The sequence below is a fragment of the Pseudoalteromonas sp. P1-8 genome, assembly GCF_001399985.1.
Taxonomy (GTDB): domain Bacteria; phylum Pseudomonadota; class Gammaproteobacteria; order Enterobacterales; family Alteromonadaceae; genus Pseudoalteromonas.
The window spans coordinates 75,621-95,838 of the sequence record NZ_LJSO01000007.1; the positions used below are offsets into that span (position 1 = coordinate 75,621).

15 protein-coding genes are annotated in these 20,218 nt (G+C 42.6%); 10 read left to right on the forward strand and 5 right to left on the reverse strand.

Features of this window, described 5'->3' with window-relative positions; all coding sequences use genetic code 11:
- Window positions 1-55: 55 nt before the first annotated feature.
- The 3 genes from AN213_RS11395 to AN213_RS11405 form a co-directional block, all read right to left on the reverse strand.
- Window positions 56-1,126, reverse strand: coding sequence for a FecR family protein (locus AN213_RS11395; protein WP_054561344.1), 1,071 nt, complete (start codon window positions 1,124-1,126; stop codon window positions 56-58).
- Complete coding sequence (locus AN213_RS11400; RefSeq protein ID WP_055021034.1) at window positions 1,123-1,683, reverse strand: RNA polymerase sigma factor; 561 nt, start codon at window positions 1,681-1,683, stop codon at window positions 1,123-1,125. Before AN213_RS11400 ends, AN213_RS11395 begins: the two co-directional genes overlap by 4 nt.
- Window positions 1,684-1,768: 85 nt before the next feature.
- The gene (locus tag AN213_RS11405; RefSeq protein ID WP_055198672.1) at window positions 1,769-2,644 is read right to left on the reverse strand and encodes a LysR family transcriptional regulator; all 876 of its coding nucleotides are present in this window, start codon (window positions 2,642-2,644) and stop codon (window positions 1,769-1,771) included.
- A gap of 107 nt (window positions 2,645-2,751) precedes the next feature.
- Here AN213_RS11405 and AN213_RS11410 point away from each other — a divergent pair, with 107 nt between their 5' ends.
- The 10 genes from AN213_RS11410 (at window position 2,752) to AN213_RS11455 (ending at window position 16,085) form a co-directional block, all read left to right on the forward strand.
- A complete protein-coding gene (locus AN213_RS11410; RefSeq protein WP_055198673.1) occupies window positions 2,752-3,405 on the forward strand; it encodes a peroxiredoxin-like family protein in 654 nt (217 codons plus the stop codon).
- A 55-nt stretch (window positions 3,406-3,460) separates the two neighbouring features.
- Window positions 3,461-4,153: a haloacid dehalogenase type II gene (locus AN213_RS11415; protein ID WP_055198738.1), complete on the forward strand. Its 693-nt coding sequence runs from the start codon at window positions 3,461-3,463 to the stop codon at window positions 4,151-4,153.
- A gap of 202 nt (window positions 4,154-4,355) precedes the next feature.
- A complete protein-coding gene (locus tag AN213_RS11420) occupies window positions 4,356-5,561 on the forward strand; it encodes an efflux RND transporter periplasmic adaptor subunit (RefSeq protein ID WP_055198674.1) in 1,206 nt (401 codons plus the stop codon).
- Between the two features lie 14 nt (window positions 5,562-5,575).
- Window positions 5,576-8,749, forward strand: a complete 3,174-nt coding sequence (locus AN213_RS11425) for an efflux RND transporter permease subunit (RefSeq protein WP_054553063.1) — start codon at window positions 5,576-5,578, stop codon at window positions 8,747-8,749.
- Window positions 8,750-8,854: 105 nt separating this feature from the next.
- Window positions 8,855-9,448 (forward strand): PilZ domain-containing protein, encoded by a 594-nt coding sequence (locus tag AN213_RS11430; RefSeq protein WP_054561991.1) that lies wholly within the window; start codon window positions 8,855-8,857, stop codon window positions 9,446-9,448.
- Window positions 9,449-9,532: 84 nt separating this feature from the next.
- Window positions 9,533-10,591, forward strand: a complete 1,059-nt coding sequence (locus AN213_RS11435; RefSeq protein WP_055198675.1) for an agmatine/peptidylarginine deiminase — start codon at window positions 9,533-9,535, stop codon at window positions 10,589-10,591.
- On the forward strand, window positions 10,584-11,477 hold the full coding sequence (locus tag AN213_RS11440; protein ID WP_055198676.1) for a carbon-nitrogen hydrolase: 894 nt from the start codon (window positions 10,584-10,586) through the stop codon (window positions 11,475-11,477). The genes AN213_RS11435 and AN213_RS11440 overlap by 8 nt, the downstream gene beginning before the upstream one ends.
- A gap of 29 nt (window positions 11,478-11,506) precedes the next feature.
- Window positions 11,507-14,980 carry a transcription-repair coupling factor gene (gene mfd, locus AN213_RS11445; RefSeq protein ID WP_055198677.1) on the forward strand — a complete coding sequence of 1,158 codons (3,474 nt, stop codon included), beginning with the start codon at window positions 11,507-11,509 and terminating at the stop codon, window positions 14,978-14,980.
- Entirely contained in the window at window positions 14,980-15,810 is an 831-nt protein-coding gene (locus AN213_RS11450; RefSeq protein ID WP_055198678.1) for a peptidoglycan binding protein CsiV, read from the forward strand. The genes mfd and AN213_RS11450 overlap by 1 nt, the downstream gene beginning before the upstream one ends.
- Before the next feature lie 11 nt (window positions 15,811-15,821).
- Window positions 15,822-16,085 carry a hypothetical protein gene (locus AN213_RS11455; RefSeq protein ID WP_055198739.1) on the forward strand — a complete coding sequence of 88 codons (264 nt, stop codon included), beginning with the start codon at window positions 15,822-15,824 and terminating at the stop codon, window positions 16,083-16,085.
- A 28-nt stretch (window positions 16,086-16,113) separates the two neighbouring features.
- On the opposite strand, the gene AN213_RS11460 is transcribed toward AN213_RS11455, so the two are convergent.
- Together AN213_RS11460 and AN213_RS11465 are read right to left on the reverse strand one after the other, a co-directional pair.
- Window positions 16,114-17,490 (reverse strand): hypothetical protein, encoded by a 1,377-nt coding sequence (locus AN213_RS11460; RefSeq protein WP_055198679.1) that lies wholly within the window; start codon window positions 17,488-17,490, stop codon window positions 16,114-16,116.
- Window positions 17,491-17,598: 108 nt separating this feature from the next.
- On the reverse strand, window positions 17,599-20,190 hold the full coding sequence (locus AN213_RS11465; RefSeq protein WP_055198680.1) for a TonB-dependent siderophore receptor: 2,592 nt from the start codon (window positions 20,188-20,190) through the stop codon (window positions 17,599-17,601).
- Window positions 20,191-20,218 lie beyond the last annotated feature (28 nt).

The following is a 20,218-nucleotide window of genomic DNA, read 5'->3' on the forward strand; positions in this document are numbered from 1 at the left end:
CGAGAAGGTGGCGCACAATTAACATCATTACATTGGCGTATTCTCATAGATAAAACTAGCCTTTTGCAGCGATAGTTAAGCTAACACGATGTTCACCTAAACGTTGATGTTCTACACCTAAGTTGGCCTGTAAAGAATCAAGCAAACCTTTAATGTCGCCTGTTTTAAACACGCCAGCCACTTTTAACGAGGCAAGTTCTGGATCATTTAATTCAAAACGTGTGGCAGTATAACGACTCACCTCTTGTAGAGCTTCGCCTAAAGACTCGCCATTAAAAATCAGCATTTCTTGTTGCCATGCCAAATCACGCTGAACGTCATCAACCGATAACTGTTTAATTGGCTCAGTTTTACTTTGTTTTATCAGTGCTTTCTCACCAGATACAACAACATTAGCGCGAAGCGCTTTAATATCTGCACTGTTATCTGAGGCATCTTTTAAACGATTAAAGTCGCTAGCATCAACCTGAGTACTCGGATCAGCAATCATCACCTTGCCTTCAGTCACCACTAGCTCTAAGTCTGAAGCAGTATTTCGCTGAACATTAAACACCGTACCAAGTGCAGTAAATGATTTATCACCAGCAATAACCGTAAACGGACGGCTGGGATCTTTGGCAACATTGAAGCGCCCTTCACCGCGGCTCAAAATCAACTGCCGGCGATCGCCTGAATAGGCAACTTCGAGTTTAGTATTGGTATTAAGCTGAACAATAGTGCTGTCTGGCAGCACAAATTCAGCTTGCTCACCCACTTTGGTTCGGTAAATTTTGCTAAATTTGGCGTAGTCGTTTTCTTCACTTTGCCAATAGCTTGAATAGATAAGCATGATAGAACCAAGTAGCATTGCCACTAAAAAGCTGGCAGCGGTTGCCATACCAAACACTGCTGGTTGTTTTTGCGGTGCTTTATAAGGAAACAAACTACTTAACTCATTAAGTACACTCATTTCATCCCATAAGGTCGCAAGTTCAAACAATGCCTCTTGATGAGCCGCACTTTGGTGAGCCCACAAATGTAGTTGGCTTACTTCATCTTTAGATAGGCCACGATCAATGGCACTGATCCACTGACTCGCCTGCTCTTGAATCATGTCTTTTGATGAAAATAGATGGACATTACTCATTTGTTCACCTCTTTTGCAGTGAACTCTGTGGTAGGGGTAAATGCCTGTGGTTGTACGTCGTGTGATTTCATTGCTCGGTGAACATGTAATAAGCCTTTGGCTATATGTTTTTCAACAGTACTTTCGCTAAGACTCATTTTAGCTGCAATTTCCTTTTGGCTTAAGCCATAGACTTTTTTTAAGATAAAACATTTTTTAACCTGAGGGCTTAATTCGTTAGTCACTCGGCAAAAAAACAAAAAACGCTCTTTAGAAGTCACTTCATCTTCAAGTGCCATTGAACGCATGTGATGCTCAACCTGCTGTTGTTCATCTAACGATTCTTTGTATTTATTGTCCCATTTAGCAATATGATTTAGCGCCAAATGCTTAGCCGTTTTCAGCATGTAACTGTGAGTATATTCGATATTTTGCTTAAGATCAGCTTCATAACTTTTTATAAACGTCTCTTGCACAATATCTTCTACATCATCAGGGCTGACGATACGTGATACAAAGCGCCTAAGCTTGCTCGATATCTCGGTAAAAGCGGTGATAACCCCAGTTTGATCTGTCATCCTTAACTCACCTTTATTATATTTTTATTGCTTTAGGGTACGAGATTTCAGTTTAATTACAAGCCATTTGTTAAGTTTTTGTACCTTAGGTAAACAAAGATTTCATAAACTCATAAAAAACCTCTGTTTTGCGCGTCACTAGGCTGTTTTGTGGTTTTAAAAACCATACTGGCGCGTCAGCATCAACAAGGCTATTAGGGAGTATTTCGATTAACCGTCCTTCGGCTAAATCATCTTTAATTGCAATATATGATTTAATCGCTATGCCATGGCCTGCAATCGCCGCCTGTGTCATGTTATCTGAGTTAGATACAGTAAAACGCGTTCTCGCATTATAGTTAACTATTTGCCCACCTTCGTTAAATTTAAGCTGTCGCTGCCATGGCAAACACACCCAGTAATGGTCTTTAAGATCAGCCACCGACTTAGGTTGCCCATATTTTTCAATATAGCTCGGTGCTGCGCACAAAATACGAGAGTTACTAACAAGCTTACGAGAAAGCAGGTTTGAATCTGCCAACTGACCTACCCGAATAGCCACATCTTGGGCATCATCAACAATATTCACAAATTGATCTGTAATCATAAAATCGAGTTTTAAGTCGGGAAATTGCTGTTCAAAGTGGCCAAGCTCAGGCATCACAAATTTCGAAAAGGCCCAAGGCGGCATAGTGACTCGTAAAAGCCCTGACACTGCTGAACCCCTTGCGCCAATTTGATGCTCAGCATCATATAAAGCTTCTAAAATGGCACCAGCTCGTTGATAAAACAGCTCCCCTGCAGGTGATAAGCGTATTCGCCGACTATCACGAAACAACAATACAGTACTTAATGCTTTTTCTAATTTACTTAAGCGATGACTTACCGTCGCAGGTGAGAGGCCCTGAGCTTTAGCGGCGGCAACTACACCTTGGTTTTCAACTATGGCAATAAAGGTTTCTAAATCACATAAACTGTACATGGCTTTGGATTCAATATTTTCGAATTTAGGTTTCAGTTTTGTATTGTATATATAAAAATTTAAAACTCTATACTTGCTACAAATTGAAAAAAATGATTGGAGTATGTATGTCTTTAAAAACCCAAATCGACGCATTTGAAGTGCAAAAGAAAGCAAATGTCCCAGCTGATATCTTAAATTTGATGGATGTCACGACTGAAAAACTGATTGCAGAACAATTAAGTAAACATGCTTTAAAAGTCGGTGATAAGTTTCCAGCATTTGAATTACCCGACAGCAAGGGCAAACAAATCAGCTCGACTGAATTGCTAGCGAAAGGCCCGCTTGTACTGAGTTTTTACCGTGGTGGTTGGTGCCCGTATTGTAATTTAGAGCTTCGCGCGCTTAACAATATGCAACAAGCATTTGCTGATCAAAATGCACAGTTAGTTGCTGTTTCGCCGCAGTTACCTGATGAATCACTGTCTACCCAACAGCAAAACGAGCTGGCTTATACGGTGCTTTCTGATGTGTCTAACTCTTTGGCTAAAAAGTGTGGCTTGGTATTCACCTTAGATGAACGCTTAATCCCAGTTTACGATCAACTTGGTTTAGATATTCCAAAAGCCAATGGTGACGAAAGCTACGAATTACCACTACCAGCAACCTATGTTATTGATAGCCAAGGGGTGATCCAATTTGCATTTGCTCATGAAGATTACACATTAAGAGCAGAGCCTTTAGATGTTCTTAACGCTGTTAAGGCACTAAATCATGTTTAAAAAAGTATTTTTTAGTCTAGTTTTATTGGTAACCCTAACTTACTCGGGAGGCACAATGGCAGAGTCTCAACACCAAGCAAAACCAACAGTAATTGTGTTTGATGTCAACGAAACCTTGCTTGATCTTGAACAAATGCAAAGCTCAGTCGCTGAAGCGCTTAATGGCAATACCCAGCTATTACCGCTTTGGTTTTCGACCATGCTGCATCACTCCTTAGTGAGTACGGTGTCGAATGATTATCATGACTTTGGTGAAATTGGCGTTGCTGCACTGATGATGGTGGCAAGTAATAATCAAATTTCCTTAACTAAAGAGCAAGCAAAGCAAGCGATTGTGCCACCGCTTTTATCTTTACCTGCCCATACTGATGTTAAACCAGCTTTAGCGAAATTAAAGCAAAACTACAAACTGGTCAGCTTTACAAATTCGTCAAATAACGGTGTAAAAGCGCAGTTTCAACATGCTGGCTTAACAGATTACTTTACTCGCCGTTACAGTGTTGAAGATATTAAAGTGTATAAACCCGATCTGCGCGCTTACAAGTGGTTGCTTGAACAATTAAATGTAGCGCCTCACGAAGCTTTAATGGTTGCTGCGCACGGCTGGGATGTAGCAGGCGCTAAAGAAGCGGGTATGCAAACAGCGTTTATCGCAAGGCCCGGTAAAGCGCTTTACCCACTGGCAAAGCAGCCAGATTACATTGTTAAAAACCTTGAAGAGTTAGCCTCTTTACTAACGAAAAAGTAAAAAACGATTTAAACCGTTATATCAACGCAAAGCGAAAATGCTTTGCGTTTTTTTGCGCCTAACAAAAAAGTAAACTACAGGGTGTACCTTTCTCTTTTTTGGGTATAAACTAAACGCTAAATGAATATGCATAGTGACGTCTTTATTGCTAATAGACTATTTTTTATGCATACCTACTTAACAATTGGACTGTGGAGTAAACATGCGTCTGCCTTTCGCACCTGCCAAATTATCATTATCTGCGTTGTTATTTGTTTCTGCTCCTTTGCTACTGCAAGGTTGTTCTGAAGCGCCACAGCAACAACAGGGTCAAATGCACCCCGCTGCTGTAGCGACTATGACAATGGAAACTCACGATGCCCCTTTTACGATTGAGCTGCCAGCGACGTTGTCTGGCTCAAAAGAAGTTGAAGTTCGTGCCCGTGTCACCGGTATTCTTGAATCACGCAACTTTGAAGAAGGTCAGCGTGTAGAGCAAGGCCAATCATTATTTACTATTGACCTTGAACCTTATCAACTTGCGGTTGATCGTGCGCAAGCTGCACTTGATGGTGCAAAAGCAGCGCTTGTTCAAGCTGATCGTGACGTTAAACGATTAGCTAAACTACGTGCCGAAAAGTCCGTTTCACAACGTGATTACGATAACGCTAGTTCAGCCAATGATATTGCTAAAACTGATTTAGCCGCTGCAAAAGTCGCATTAAAAGAAGCGCAACTAAACCTTGAATATGCGCAAGTGAAAGCCCCTGTCGCAGGTGTAATGGGACGTGAGTTTGTTTCTGAAGGAACCTATGTTTCTGGTCCAGATTTATTACTGACTCAAATGACTCAGTTTGACCCTATTCGTATTCGTTTTGGCTTATCTGAGCGTGAACAACTGCAAATGCGTCAAGATGTTAAAAATGGCTCACTAACGTTACCTGAGCAAGGCCACTGGAAAACACAAATTAAACTGCAAGATGGTTCGTTATACGGGCAAACCGGTGAAGTTAACTTCTCTGATGTGCGTATTAATCCAAACACAGGTACCAGTGAGTTTCAGGCAATTATTCCTAACCCTGATTTTCAACTTCGCCCGGGCCAATTCGTTCGTGTTGAGTTAAGTGGTGCAGTACGCAAAAACGCTTTCATCGTTCCGCAACGTGCAGTGCTTGATAACGGCACTGGTAAGTTTGTTTATGTAGTAAGTAAAAACGAGCAAGGTATGGATGTCGCTTTACCTGCCCCTGTTACTGTAGGTGAATGGATCAAAAAACCAGAAAACGAGCAATACCAAAACTTTTGGTTAATTCGCAGTGGTTTAAAAGAAGGCGACCAAGTTATTGTTGATGGCATGGCACGTATTTTCTTCCCGGGTATGCCAGTCAATGTTGGCAAACCTGCCGCTAACCCAAGCCACGCAGAATAAGCACAGGGAGTCTTATGTTTTCTCGTTACTTTATAGACAGACCCATTTTTGCGTTTGTTATCTCTATTGTTATTGTGCTTGCGGGACTTGCTGCGATGCGCAGCTTACCTGTGGCGCAATATCCTGAAATAGCACCACCGGTTGTTCAAGTAACCGCAGCCTACCCCGGTGCATCTGCCGATGTGCTTGAGCAAACGGTAGCGACACCGATTGAAAATGCCATTACCGGTGTTGAAGGCATGATGTATATGTCATCAACGTCAACCAGTGCAGGTTCAACCACCATCGAAGTTACTTTTGAAATTGGTACTGATGTTGACCAAGCAGCCGTAAACGTAAACAACCGTGTTAAGCAGGTTGAAGCGCGTTTACCTGAAGAAACACGCCGCCAAGGTGTGGTGGTTCAAAAAGGTTCTTCTAGCTTTTTACAAGTTCATGCTTTTTACTCACCAGATGGAACACGTTCAAGTTTATGGACATCAAACTATGTCACTATGAACGTGCTAGACCGTGTTAAACGTATTCCAGGCACTACCAGTGTACAAATTTTTGGTGCCAAAGATTACGCAATGCGTATTTGGTTGCGCCCTGATGTAATGAGCCAATTAGGTGTCACTGTTGAAGAAATTGCAGGGGCAATTCGCGTTCAAAACTCGCAATACGCGGCAGGTAAAATTGGTGCGACGCCTACTACACAATCTCCTCAAGAGCTGGTTTACAGTGTAACTGCACAAGGGCGTTTGTCTGAGCCTGAGCAATTTGAAAATATCATTATTCGTTCAAATACCGATGGCAGTAGCTTACGCTTAAAAGACGTAGCCCGCGTTGAGCTTGGCTCAAAAGACTATAACTTCAAAGGGACAATTAACGGTAAAGAAGCGGTACTGTTAGGTATCTTCTTGCAACCAGGAGCAAACGCTCTTGATGTAGCTGAAGAAGTAAACAGTGTTATTGAAGAAATGAAAAGCCAGTTCCCGACCGGCCTTGCTCATTTAACGTCATACGACACAACCCGCTTTGTTGAAGTCTCAATCCGTGAAGTTGTAAAAACACTACTTGAAGCCATGGTATTGGTATTCTTAGTAGTGTATTTATTCTTACAAAACTGGCGCGCAACGCTTATTCCAACCCTTGCAGTGCCAGTATCACTACTGGGCACATTTGCCGGCATGTATATGCTGGGTTACTCAATTAACTCTCTCACCTTATTCGGTATGGTGCTGTCGATTGGTATTGTTGTTGATGATGCCATCGTGGTACTTGAAAACGTTGAGCGTATCATGCACGAAGAAGGTTTAGGTGCTAGAGAAGCCGCTGTTAAAGCGATGGGCGAAGTAAGCGGCCCGGTGGTGGCAATTGTTTTAGTACTTTGTTCAGTGTTTGTGCCAATTGCGTTTTTAGGTGGCTTAACCGGTGAGCTATTCCGCCAGTTCGCTATTACTATTTCGATTGCTGTAAGTTTATCGGGTGTCGTTGCGTTAACGATGACGCCAGCCCTTTGTGTACTTATTTTAAAACAAGAACACAAGCAAACTGCTCGCTTCTTCTTATGGTTTAACGACATGTTTACCAAGATCACCGGCCGTTATGTCGGTGCTGTTGGCTTTATGGTGCGCCGTGGTCTGTTAGGTCTTATCTTAATGACAGGTATGATTGCAGCAACAATTGGCCTTTGGCAAAACACCCCTGGTTCGCTTGTGCCAGATGAAGACCAAGGTTATTACATCTCTGCAATTTTCTTACCTGACGGTTCGTCACTTGAACGCACAGAGCAAGTCACACAACAGGTTGTTGAGGCAGTGCAATCAAACCCAGCGAACGAAAACGTGGTGGCGTTTACCGGTTTTGACTTTATTGGCGGTGGTTACAAAAACAGCGCTGCAACCTTATTCGTGACTCAAAAGCATTGGGATGAGCGTGAAGTTGATACCAAGGCACTGGTGCAAGAGCTATTCATGAAAACAGCAGGTATTAAAGAGGCGCTCGTTCTTGCCTTTAATCCTCCGGCTATTTTTGGTTTAGGTAACACAGGTGGCTTTGAATTTTACATTCAAAACAAAGGTGATAGCGACCCAGACAAACTTCAACATGCAATGCAGTTGATGACAGCTGAAGCACAAAAGAGTCCTATCATCAGTGGTCTGCAAACACTTTGGCGCCCTGATGCACCACAGCTACGTGTTGATGTTGACCGTGAACAAGCACGTGCAATGGGTGTCGAAATTGATGATGCGTTCACTGCTCTTGCAGGTAACTTAGGGACTTATTACGTTAACGACTTCAATAAATTTGGTCGCGCATGGCAAGTACTAATGTCTGCAGACGCTGAATTTAGAATGAAGCCTGATGACATTGGCCGTATCTATGTTAAAAACAACCAAGGTACTATGGTGCCGCTTTCAGCCTTTACCACTATCGAGTATAGCCGTGGCCCAGAAAACCTAAATCGTTATAACAACTTACCTGCTGTTAAACTGATGGGTAATGCAGCGCCGGGTTACAGCTCAGGTCAAGCTATTGCTGAAGTTGAGCGTATTGCACAAGCAGTATTACCACCTAATATGACCTACGAGTGGACAGGCTCTGCATTCCAAGAGAAACGCAGTTCAGGCACCACAGGAATTGCCTTAGGCCTTGCTGTGATCATGGTATTTTTGATTCTAGCAGCGCTATATGAGCGTTGGTCACTACCACTGTCTGTGATGCTTGCCCTGCCATTTGGTACTTTTGGTGCGCTTATAGCAGTTTGGGTTGTTGGCATGACAAACGATGTGTACTTCCAAATTGGTCTAGTAACACTACTTGGTCTTGCCAGTAAGAACGCGATTCTTATTGTTGAATACGCCTTGATGAAACATCAACAAGGCTGGAGCGCAAGTACGGCTGCTCTTGAGGCTGCACGTTTACGTTTTCGACCAATCATTATGACTTCGCTTGCTTTCATTTTAGGCGTTGTGCCTTTAGTACTGAGCTCTGGCGCAGGTGCAGGTGCCCGCCACAGCGTTGGTACCGGTGTAATGGGCGGTATGATGGCAGCGACATTCCTTGCAGTATTCTTTGTGCCGCTGTTCTTTTATTGGTTAACGGCGCGAAAATTAACTGAAAAACGATCAAGACAAGAGCTTGCTGATGAGATAGCAGAACATCATCAACAAGAACATGTTAAAACCCAAGAGGGTAACCTGTAAAAAATGAAGGGCAAACAATAAGTTTGCCCTTTTTTTTGATTATTTGATTACTAGCAATTTACTACTTCGAACGCTAGTATTAAGGAAAGATGTGTGGAGTACAGCATGAATAATCAAAAATTAGCCGAATTTGAACAGTTTTTTCAAATCAACGAGAGCAACCGTGTCAATTTATATGCGGTTGAACCTAGTGCTGTGCCAAAAACCAATGCTGAACTTGAAGCGGATATCCCTGCCCTATTTAAACTTGCCAACGAAGTAAACGAACTTGAGCAAACAAGCTTACGACCACTGCGTAATCTGGGTGATGTTGCACAAGAACTCGCGGCCTTTTTACAGGCACAATCTCGTAAAATTGATTTAATCATGAGTCACATCTTAGCCTCAGAGCAGCCTGACGATAACGCAAACTATTGCGATAGTTATGGCGGTGGTGGTGTAAAACTTACCTCAGCTGATGTGTATGAATTAGGGCAAACATTTCGTACTAAGTTGTTCTTGCAGCACGAAGCATCTGCCATTTATTGCTATACCGAATTAGTCGCCATTGAAAAATGCGATGATGATAAATACCAATACACTTTATTGTTTACTGCCATTCGCGATGCTGACCAAGATTTAGTCGTAAGAGCAGCCCTGCACGCACAAACACGCCAACTTAAAAAACGTCAGCAAGAAAACAATCAGCAAGACAGTTAAAAATCACGCTTTATCGCGCACAAAAAGCTGACATCTATGGCTAAAATGCTAAACTAGCCCCACCTTAGTTTGTTTAATACCTTCATGAAATTTAGACTTTTACCTGAATGGGCTGAGCAAGATGCCGTTATGCTCACTTGGCCTCATCAAGACACAGATTGGGCTGCAAATTTAACCGCTGTTGAGCCTGTGTATGTAGCACTTTGCCAAGCAATAAGCCAACAACAAGATGTTGTGATTGTGGCCCATGATAATGCTCTCAAAGCACATATTGCAGCTTTACTTGCAAATGCAGAGGTTGATGCTAATCGCATTCACTTTGTGGTTACACCGTGTAACGATACCTGGGCACGTGACCATGGCCCATTGACCTGTGCAAATATTGATGACGCAACTCAATTAAAAGTAATGGATTTTATTTTTAATGGTTGGGGCAATAAGTTTGCAAGTGATCTTGATAACCAAATTAATCAAGTACTTGTAAAGCAAGTCGCATGTCCTAAAAATGGTTATCAGCAAAGTGAACTGGTTCTTGAAGGCGGTGGCGTCGAGATCAATGAACACGGCGTGCTACTCACAACCAGCGAGTGCTTATTAAACCCAAATCGTAACCCAGAACTCACAAAATCAGATATAGAACAAACGCTGGTCGAGCAACTGGGTGCGACCTCTTTTCTTTGGGTTGATCACGGTTATCTTGCAGGTGATGATACCGACAGCCATATTGATACGCTGGTACGTTTTGCACCAAACAACACCCTTGTTTATGTTAAGTGCGACGATAAAAATGATGAGCACTTTGCAGCCCTTGATGCAATGGAAAAGCAACTGCAATCATTTAAAACAGCAGAGGGTGAAAACTACACGCTCATTGCCTTACCTTGGCCAAAAGCTGTGTTCGATCAAGATGGTGACAGATTACCTGCCACATACGCTAATTATTTAATTATCAATAAAACCGTTTTAGTACCAATTTATGGTGATGAAAACGATCAACTGGCGCTTGGTCAGGTTGCCAAAGCATACCCAGATCACACTGTGGTGGGTATTAATTGTGTGCCAATTATTCACCAATTTGGCAGCTTACACTGTATTACAATGCAATTACCGCGCGGCTTTTTAGCAGGAACAAACAATGACTAAACCAACGCATTTAAAGGTTGCTCTTGTTCAGCAATCAAACACCGATAATGCTCAAGACAATATGGCAAAATCAATTGCTGGTATTCGTGATGCAGCAAGCCAAGGCGCTAAGCTTATTGTTCTTCAAGAGCTACACCGTAGCTTGTATTTTTGCCAAACCGAAGATGTAGACGTTTTTGATTTAGCAGAAACAATCCCGGGCCCAAGTACAGACGCCTTAGGTGCACTTGCCAAAGAACTCAATGTGGTGATCGTGTCATCATTATTCGAAAAGCGCGCTACGGGTCTTTATCACAATACTGCTGTGGTACTTGAAACTGACGGCAGCATTGCCGGTAAATACCGTAAAATGCATATTCCTGATGACCCAGGTTTTTACGAGAAGTTTTATTTTACACCGGGTGATTTAGGTTTTGAGCCTATTCAAACCTCTGTTGGTAAACTAGGCGTATTAGTGTGTTGGGATCAATGGTTCCCAGAGGCTGCACGCTTAATGGCAATGGCCGGTGCTGAAATTTTAATTTACCCAACAGCCATTGGCTGGGACCCGCGTGATGAAAAAGACGAGCAAACACGTCAAAAAGACGCCTGGGTTATTTCACAACGTGCTCATGCAGTTGCCAACGGCGTGCCTGTGATCAGTTGTAACCGTGTTGGCCACGAAAGTGATCCAAGTGGTCAAAGTGAAGGTATTCAGTTCTGGGGTAACTCGTTTATCGCGGGCCCTCAAGGTGAAATTTTAGCCGAAGCGAATAACAGCGATGAGCAATTATTAGTTGTTGAATTAGACCAAGCGCGTAGTGAAAACATACGTCGAATTTGGCCTTACCTTCGTGATCGTCGCATCGATCACTATCAGGACTTAACCAAGATTTATCGAGACTAAGCAGTAAAAACAGTTTAAAGGAGTAGTAAATGGCGTTTGCGCAATGGGCAGCATTGCCTTGGGTAAAATCTGAAAAAGATAAAATTCAATGGGGACAACTTACCGGTAGCGGGCTTAGCATCGCTATCGCAGAAGGTGTAAAGCAACACAACGAGCTGGTTGTGATTGTCACCCCAGATACACCAAGCGCCCTACGCCTTGAAACTGAACTCGAATTTCTGTTGCCTGAAAACCCAGTCATGGTCTTCCCTGACTGGGAAACACTCCCTTACGATCATTTTTCGCCACATCAAGATATTATTTCAGCGCGCTTAGCCACGTTAAATACCTTAAAAAAAGAACAACAAAGCGTATTAATCGTGCCAGTTTCGACCTTGATGCTGCGTACTGCCCCTGCTTCGTTTATTTATGGTTCAACCCTTAACTTTAAAGTGGGCGATACCTTAGATACACACACACTACGTGAAAACTTAGAACAAGCAGGCTATTTACATGTACAACAAGTGATGGAGCATGGTGAATACGCGATTCGTGGCTCTATCGTTGATTTATACCCTATGGGTAGCCCGCACCCATTTCGTTTAGACTTTTTTGATGATGAGCTAGACAGCATTCGTTTATTTGATGTTGAAAGCCAACGCTCTGATGAAAAAGTCGACAAAATTGAGTTACTGCCAGCTCACGAGTTTCCAACTAACGACTCAGACATCGAGCGTTTTCGTATCAATTATCGTGAACAATTTGGCGCAAGCTCTGAGCAAGACTCAATTTATATGCAGGTGACTAAAGGAACTTGGCCTGCAGGTATCGAATATTATATGCCGCTGTTTTTTGATGAATTGGCAACTATCTTCGATTACTTACCAAGCAATACAACGTTTATGCATTTTGGCGATATTGAGCATGCTGCTGATCAGTTTTGGCATGATGTGAATGTACGCTATGAAAACCGTCGTGTTGATCCGCTCAGACCTTTACTTGAACCTGTAAAGCTGTATCAAAGCGTTAATGAACTATTTGGTGAGTTTGGTAAATATGCACGTATTCGCTTATCACAAGCAAAATTAGGCACCAAAGCGGGTCACACCAACCTTGCTAGTAAAGAGCTGCCAAATGTTCGTATTGATCATAAGTTACATGAACCTTACCAAGGTTTAATTGACTATGTTGCCAGTGAGAAAAAACAAAAAAGCCGCGTGCTGCTCTCGGTTGAATCGGATGGCCGCCGCGAATCATTACTCACCTTATTAAAGCCAAGTGGTTTAAAGCTTAAAGAATTTGAATCGTTTAGCGATTTTACCAATAGTTCGAGTGATGTTGGCCTAATTGTTTCGCCACTTGAGCAAAGTGTGGTGTTAGACGGTAAGCCGCGTTTAACTATTATCACAGAGCAAGAATTACTAGGCATTAAGGTCTCGCAACGTCGACGCCGTAAACACAAATACGAAGCCAGCCAAGATGCACTTATTCGTAACCTTGCTGAGCTACGTGAAGGTCAACCTATTGTGCACCTTGATCATGGTGTAGGCCGCTATCAAGGCCTTGAAACCATTGATGCTGCCGGTGTTATCACTGAGTTTGTTACGATCATCTACGCCAACGAGGCAAAGCTATACGTGCCCGTTTCAGCGTTACATATGCTGAGCCGCTATTCAGGTGGCGAAGAAGCCTCTGCCCCGCTTCATAAGTTAGGCTCTGATGCGTGGGAAAAAGCAAAAAAACGTGCCGCTGAAAAAGTGCGTGATGTGGCTGCTGAACTCTTAGATATTTACGCTAAACGCCAAGCAAAGCCCGGCAATAAATTTAAGCTTGATGGCAGTGCTTATCGTCAGTTTAGCGACAGCTTCCCATTTGAAGAAACTGACGATCAACGCAACGCCATTGAGTCTGTGCTCGGTGATATGCAAAGTAAGCAAGCGATGGATCGTTTAGTATGTGGTGACGTTGGCTTTGGTAAAACCGAAGTTGCAATGCGCGCAGCCTTTGTGGCCGTGAATGATAACAAGCAAGTTGCGGTACTTGTACCAACCACACTACTTGCACAGCAACATTATGAAAACTTTAAAGACCGCTTTGCCGATTTACCAATTGAGGTGGGTGTTTTATCGCGCTTTAACTCAACCAAAGAGCAAAAAGACACCCTAGATAAAATGGCTGAGGGTAAATTAGATATCGTAATTGGTACTCACAAGCTTATTCAACAAGATATTCAATTTAAAGATTTGGGCTTATTGATTGTTGACGAAGAGCACCGTTTTGGGGTGAGTCAAAAAGAAAAAATTAAAGCATTACGTGCAGATGTCGATATTTTAACGCTCACAGCGACCCCTATCCCACGTACATTAAACATGGCAATGAGTGGTATGCGTGACTTATCAATCATAGCTACACCGCCTGCGAAACGTTTAGCGGTTAAAACCTTTGTAAGACAAAGAGATGCTGAACTTATTCGCGAAGCAATTCTGCGCGAGATTAAACGCGGTGGTCAGGTGTATTTCTTACACAATAATGTTGAGACCATAGACCGAGTTGCTGAAGAAATTAGCGAATGGGTACCTGAAGCCAGCGTAACAACCGCACATGGTCAAATGCGAGAACGCGAGCTTGAACAAATCATGAGTGATTTTTATCACCAAAAATATAACGTGATTGTGTGTACCACTATTATCGAAACCGGTATCGATGTACCCACTGCCAACACCATTATTATGGATAGAGCAGATAAACTCGGTCTGGCACAACTGCATCAGTTACGTGGTCGTGTTGGCCGCAGCCATCACCAAGCGTATGCATACCTACTCACTGGTAACCCTAAATCACTGAGTAAAGATGCGGTTAAACGATTAGAAGCGATAGAGTCACTTGAAGACTTGGGTGCAGGTTTTGCGCTTGCAACTCATGATTTAGAAATTCGTGGTGCTGGTGAACTGCTTGGTGATGATCAATCAGGTCAAATGCAAACCATTGGCTTTAGTTTGTATATGGAAATGCTTGAGCAAGCGGTTAACTCCCTCAAAGAAGGTAAAGAGCCAACCCTTGAGAACTTATTAGGTCAGCAAACTGAGGTTGACTTAAAGCTGCCAGCGTTATTGCCTGATGATTATATTCATGATGTAAATGCTCGTTTAGGTATCTATAAACGCATTGCAAGCTGTGCTAACCTCAATGATATGGACGAGTTACAGGTAGAGCTGATTGACCGTTTTGGTCTACTACCTGACGCCACAAAAAACTTATTCAGTTTGCAACAATTAAAACTGCAAGCAAGTAATATTGGCATTAAGAAGATTGAAGCAAACCCGAAAGGCGGTTATTTTGAGTTTAGCCAGCATACAAAGGTTAACCCTAGCTTCATTATAGGTTTGATACAAAGTGCACCGCAGGTGTATAAAATGGATGGCGCAAACAAACTGCGCTTTGCAATTAGCGAAGCCAACGCTCGCGAACGCTTAAAAATGGTCACTGCAATGATTGCAGATTTCGAAAAAAAGGTTAGCCATTAATGTTGTTTAGAAATAGTTTACTACTGCTTTGTTGCTTATTTACAAGCTCGTCATTTGCAACACGTTGGTTCGAAATTGAAGTTCTTATTTATAAACAGCGCCCAGCCCCCTACTTACAGGAAGATTTCAGTTTAAAACATGATGAAATCAAGGCTAAGCGTAGTAAGGATCTATTATCTCCTGCATACACAGAGCAGGCAAAACAGGCTTGCATTGAAGGTGATAGCCGCTTTCGCTCAGATTCGTTCACTGATTCTTTAGTCAATACCAATCCTCACTCAAACGTATGTGATGACAGTGTTGATTTTTTAGCAAGCTATAATCAACTGCCTGTGACACCCGTTGTTGAGCCCCGTGAAGACACTGACGAAATTTATTTAATGGCGCCAGAACAATTACAGTTTGTTGAACAAAAAAATCAGCTTGATAGAAAAGGCTTAACCCCTATTTTGCACACCGGCTGGCGTTTTCCTGAAATGAGTGAAAAAAGAGCACCGAGTATCCGCCTCTTTGCCGGCGAGCACTTAGCAAAACACGCAAGTCCTGTAGAAGAAAACAACGATTTTATTAGTTTAGTCGGCCCTACTGAGCGCTACATTCCCGATCAACTGCAAAATGTGCCTGAGTGGGAATTAGACGGTTTAATGAAGATTTATGTTCGTCACTACCTGTTTATAAATGCAGATTTTGATATTAGTCAGCGCTTAGAAACTGGTGATTACGAAAAAGCACGTTTTTCACAATTCAAACGTGTGATCAGTAACGAGATACATTATTTTGATCACCCACGTATGGGGATGATCGTGCAAATAAGACGCTACAACCATTAATGGATACAATTATGAAAAAATATATGGCAATTGCAGCTGCGGCTGCGGCACTTACTTTAGCTGGTTGCTCAAAAGTAAATTTAGAGAACTACGAAAAAATTGAAATTGGTATGGATAAAACTGAAGTTGAAGCTATTTTAGGTTCAGCGGATAAGTGTGAAGAAAAGACACTACACACTAACTGTATCTGGGGTAACAAAGATAAAAACATCGAAATCACCTTAGTATCAGACAAAGTGTCGCTTTACAGCAAAACAGGTTTAGACGCTAAATAAACCGAAATGGGTGGCCAAGGCCACCCTTTCATCTTTCATCTTTCAAAATGTCAGTTTGCGAGTAAATACGCTCAATATTGACAATTTTGCTGCGATTTAACGTAATCTTGTAGCGCTGATACAAAGTTTTATCTTCGCTTTGTGTAAACACTAATACCACATTTAACTGATAACGCCTCTCTACGGCTTTCTTAGAGATTTTATTGCTATCTAGATGATAGAGCTTACCTTCACCCCGCTTTAAATAGCGAGCAAACGGTGCCAAGCTAAATTGCATGGTTTGTTGCAAGGTATCGTAGCCAGGTAAAAACTCTTTCGCGTTAACTTGTGTTTCGCTTGCAAAATGCAGCCACTGAGCAGCCTGTTTATTTTGATGGCGGCGCTTTGAAAAAATTCTTCTTACCGCTTTAGGCAGGCGTTTAAAACTGGTGTATTCAAGCCAAATGTATTGGCTGGCAATTTTGTCTTTGGTTATGCTGTTTTTAAATTGAAAGCGCCATTTAGGTCGCCCTCGTACGATGGCTCGCCAGATCACCCGTGTTATGTCTTCTTTAAATATTTCACGAAGACCATAAATAACACCCAAGATCAAAATCAACGTCGCTGTTACTTCGGTAAAGTTTGAGCGAGCATTTAACACAACCAACATCACAAAGGCCATGATCACAGCGGTCACCGTGCCCTTTACCATACGTTTTAAATAACTGTTTAAGTGACGCGTGCTACGTGTAAGCACCACTCCATGCTCAATCAAACGTTGTAATAGGCGCATTTTGTTGGTGATACGGTTGGCATCTTCAAGTGTTGATTGCGAATTATATTCTTGCTCTTCACGGTAACTGTTTTCAGCTTTACAAAACTCTAATAGATCACTGCGCTCTTTTGCAAAATCACTACTGCGCGGCCCTTCATCCAGTAGTTTCAAAAATGACTGCTCTACATGCCAGCTTAAGTAGTTATCGGCGTTTTTATAAAATGGCAGTAGCTTTTCATCATCTGGGGTATAGCGTCTTAGCTTTTTCAACAAGCCTTTGGTTTGCTGGCACAACTCAATGGCTGCAGGGTAAAACTCATCGGCTTCTTGGTGTTTTAGGGTGTCTTTAATATCGGCATTCAGCGCGAGTCGAACTTGATAACAATATAAGTTTAAGTTTTGCCGATAATCTTGCTGTTCACCTTTGTTTTTACTAACAAAGCGGCTTCTAACTAAGGGTAAGTGAATGTTGTTAGCGTTATACGCAAGGTGCGATTTAAAGTTATTATTAAAGAATGATTCTTCGCTCAGTGTTTGTGGGTTAACACTCATTTCATTCGGAATGGAGAAATACAGGTCGAGTCGTTGCTCTGTGCGTGGTTTTAGCTCAGGCTCAATAATAAAAGATAAGTTTTCGTCTTGTTTAAGCAATATCACCTCGTTTGTTAAAAGTACCTCTATAGTTTACGCGTTGATAGGCTTTCAGACAATAAAAAAGGCCCAGTAAAAACTGGGCCTTAGTAATCATTTCAAACTAGATTAGAACTTGATGTTCATACCAGCGAAGAAACGACGACCTAGTACATCGTATGTGTACGGGTCAGTGTTTGAGTCATTGTTACCTGAGTAGTAAGGTGCTTGCTTATCGAATAAGTTGTTAACACCTGCAGAGAATGACACTGTGTCGTTCAGGATGTATGAACCGCTGATGTCGTGGTATACAACAGTACCAACGCTTGGTACTAGACACTCGCTGTCGTCAGCAAGACATGCGTAGCTGTCTAGGCCGTCGATCATACGTGCTTGGTATTGTGCATCCCAGTTGTCGCCAGACGCGTTAAGAGTGAAGTTAGACTTAACTTTCGCGTAACTACCGATACCTGAAGTTACAAGACCTGTGTAATCGATTGTGCTTGTGCCTGAATCAACGATGTACTCATCAAGGATTGTTACATCAAGACCTGTGCGCCAGTTTAGACCTGCAGCTTCAAATGCATACTTGAAGTTTACGTCGTAACCTTTAGTAGATTCATTACCAATGTTTTGTAATTGGTTGTTGAAGCTAATGCGACCAGTGCTTTGGTTGAAGTTGATTGCAGAAGACTGACATAGAGCAGTATCTTGGTTCTTGTATGCACCAGTAGAAGCATCAAGACAGTTTTCAACGATGTACTGGTTGTTTACGCTTGAAATTGAGTTTTCAATTTCGATTTCGTAGTAGTCAACAGTCATTGAGAAACCGTCGAACCATTCTGGAGCGTATACGAAACCAGCAGTTACTGTATCAGCAAGCTCTGGCGTTAATTGGTCGTTACCACCAACAGTTACTTCAGCTTGGTCTTGTGCACCAGGGAAGTTAACTTGTTCGAATGAAGGTGATTTACCTTGGTAAAGCTCAGATACTGTCGGAGCACGGAATGCAGTTGAACGAACAGCACGTAGCATTAGTTCGTCGTTTACACGCCAAGTTAGACCAAGTTTCCAAGTCTCATCTGAACCAAATGTGCTGTAATCGAATGCACGAACAGCAGCGCTTAAGTCAACCATTTGAGCAAATGGTGCGTCAGCTAGAAGTGGAACAGCGAATTCAACGTAAGCTTCGTTTACGTCAAAACGACCACCAGTTGGTTCAACACGTGGGTCATTTGCAAGACCTTGTGAAGTTAGTGAATCTGGAACGTACCATGCTTTTTCTTCACGACGCTCGATACCAGCAGCGAAACCAACATAACCAGCAGGAAGTTCCATTACTTCACCGTTAAGGCCAGCAGAAAGAACTAATAATTGGCTACCACCTGAGTTGTTTTCAGTGTAGTTGTACTGTGCAAGGTTGCTACCTGACCAATCATCTTGGTTAAGTGGGTTGAAAGTACCCTCTTCGATTGCGTCTTGGATTGAACCCATGTTAAGTAGGTTAGTTGCGCGGTCAACTGAGTCGTTACGACCGAATACTACTGAAGTATCCCAGCCCCAACCGTTGTCGAATGCACCGTCAAGACCGATTACTGCACGTACAGTGTCAACAACTTGCTCATAGCCACGAGGACCTACGTCAGTCATACGACGACCGTAAGAGATGTCTTCACCGTCAGCTACGCCGTGAGAAAGAAGTGAATCACCCATTGCGTCTGCATCGTAAGTGAAGTCAAACCATACTGGCTGTGGAGCCATTTGTTGAGTTGACCAACGCTTAGAGTAAGTGAACTCAGAAACTAAACGCGTTTCATCAGTTACGTCAAAATGGCCGATACCTGTTAGGTTTAAACGACGCATTGGCGTGTAAAGGTAGCTTGTTGCTGAGTAGTTGTAAGCATCACCTGCTGAAGTGAAGTCATGCCACTCGCCATCAGCTTGACCTTGAAGGTCTGCATTTTCAGCCCAAACGTGACCGAAAGGCGTGTAAGAAGAACCACCACAGTAGAAGCTACCGTTATCGTAATCTTCTTCGATTGGACAATCAGAGAAATCACGGTCTGCTTGAGAAGCATCGCCACGGTCAGTGTATTGTAAACCAATTACAACGTTACCACGGTCAAAGCTTGAACCCATTGTGATATCGAAAGACGTTTCGTCTGCATCGCCTTCACCAGTGATAGCACCGTTAAGGTTCATGTCTAGACCTTCGAAGTCGTCTTTTAAGATGATGTTAACAACACCAGCTACCGCGTCAGTACCGTATACAGCAGATGCGCCGTCTTTTAGTACTTCAACTTGCTTGATCATTGATACTGGGATTGTGTTTAAGTCAACAGTAGATGCTGCGCCAGTACCAGAGTTGATCATACGACGACCATTTACTAATACTAGAGTACGTTGTGCGCCTAAACCACGTAGGTCAACACGTGCGTTACCGCCTGAACCGTTGTTAACAGCAGGGTTAGTCATCGCACCGCTTGCTGCAGTCATTTTTTGTAGAACGCCATCGATGCTTGATGCACCCATTGCTTTGATGTCATCTGCGCCGATTAAAGTTACAGGACTAGACGTCTCCATATCGGTACGCTTAATGCGAGAACCTGTAACTTGAATTTTTTCAATAGACTCTGCTGCATCATCAGCAGCTAAAACTTGCATGCTTGAGAACATTGGGATTGCTGAAACAACAGCTAAACCAAGAATTGATTTTTTCATGTGAAAACCCTACTTGTTGGAAATTTAC

Bases quoted from the DNA above. Each gene is read 5' to 3' on its own strand.
- AN213_RS11395 (WP_054561344.1), bottom strand. From the start codon at position 1,126: ATGAGTAATGTCCATCTATTTTCATCAAAAGACATGATTCAAGAGCAG.
- AN213_RS11400 (WP_055021034.1), bottom strand. From the start codon at position 1,683: ATGACAGATCAAACTGGGGTTATCACCGCTTTTACCGAGATATCGAGC.
- AN213_RS11405 (WP_055198672.1), bottom strand. From the start codon at position 2,644: ATGTACAGTTTATGTGATTTAGAAACCTTTATTGCCATAGTTGAAAAC.
- AN213_RS11410 (WP_055198673.1), top strand. From the start codon at position 2,752: ATGTCTTTAAAAACCCAAATCGACGCATTTGAAGTGCAAAAGAAAGCA.
- AN213_RS11415 (WP_055198738.1), top strand. From the start codon at position 3,461: ATGGCAGAGTCTCAACACCAAGCAAAACCAACAGTAATTGTGTTTGAT.
- AN213_RS11420 (WP_055198674.1), top strand. From the start codon at position 4,356: ATGCGTCTGCCTTTCGCACCTGCCAAATTATCATTATCTGCGTTGTTA.
- AN213_RS11425 (WP_054553063.1), top strand. From the start codon at position 5,576: ATGTTTTCTCGTTACTTTATAGACAGACCCATTTTTGCGTTTGTTATC.
- AN213_RS11430 (WP_054561991.1), top strand. From the start codon at position 8,855: ATGAATAATCAAAAATTAGCCGAATTTGAACAGTTTTTTCAAATCAAC.
- AN213_RS11435 (WP_055198675.1), top strand. From the start codon at position 9,533: ATGAAATTTAGACTTTTACCTGAATGGGCTGAGCAAGATGCCGTTATG.
- AN213_RS11440 (WP_055198676.1), top strand. From the start codon at position 10,584: ATGACTAAACCAACGCATTTAAAGGTTGCTCTTGTTCAGCAATCAAAC.
- mfd (WP_055198677.1), top strand. From the start codon at position 11,507: ATGGCGTTTGCGCAATGGGCAGCATTGCCTTGGGTAAAATCTGAAAAA.
- AN213_RS11450 (WP_055198678.1), top strand. From the start codon at position 14,980: ATGTTGTTTAGAAATAGTTTACTACTGCTTTGTTGCTTATTTACAAGC.
- AN213_RS11455 (WP_055198739.1), top strand. From the start codon at position 15,822: ATGAAAAAATATATGGCAATTGCAGCTGCGGCTGCGGCACTTACTTTA.
- AN213_RS11465 (WP_055198680.1), bottom strand. From the start codon at position 20,190: ATGAAAAAATCAATTCTTGGTTTAGCTGTTGTTTCAGCAATCCCAATG.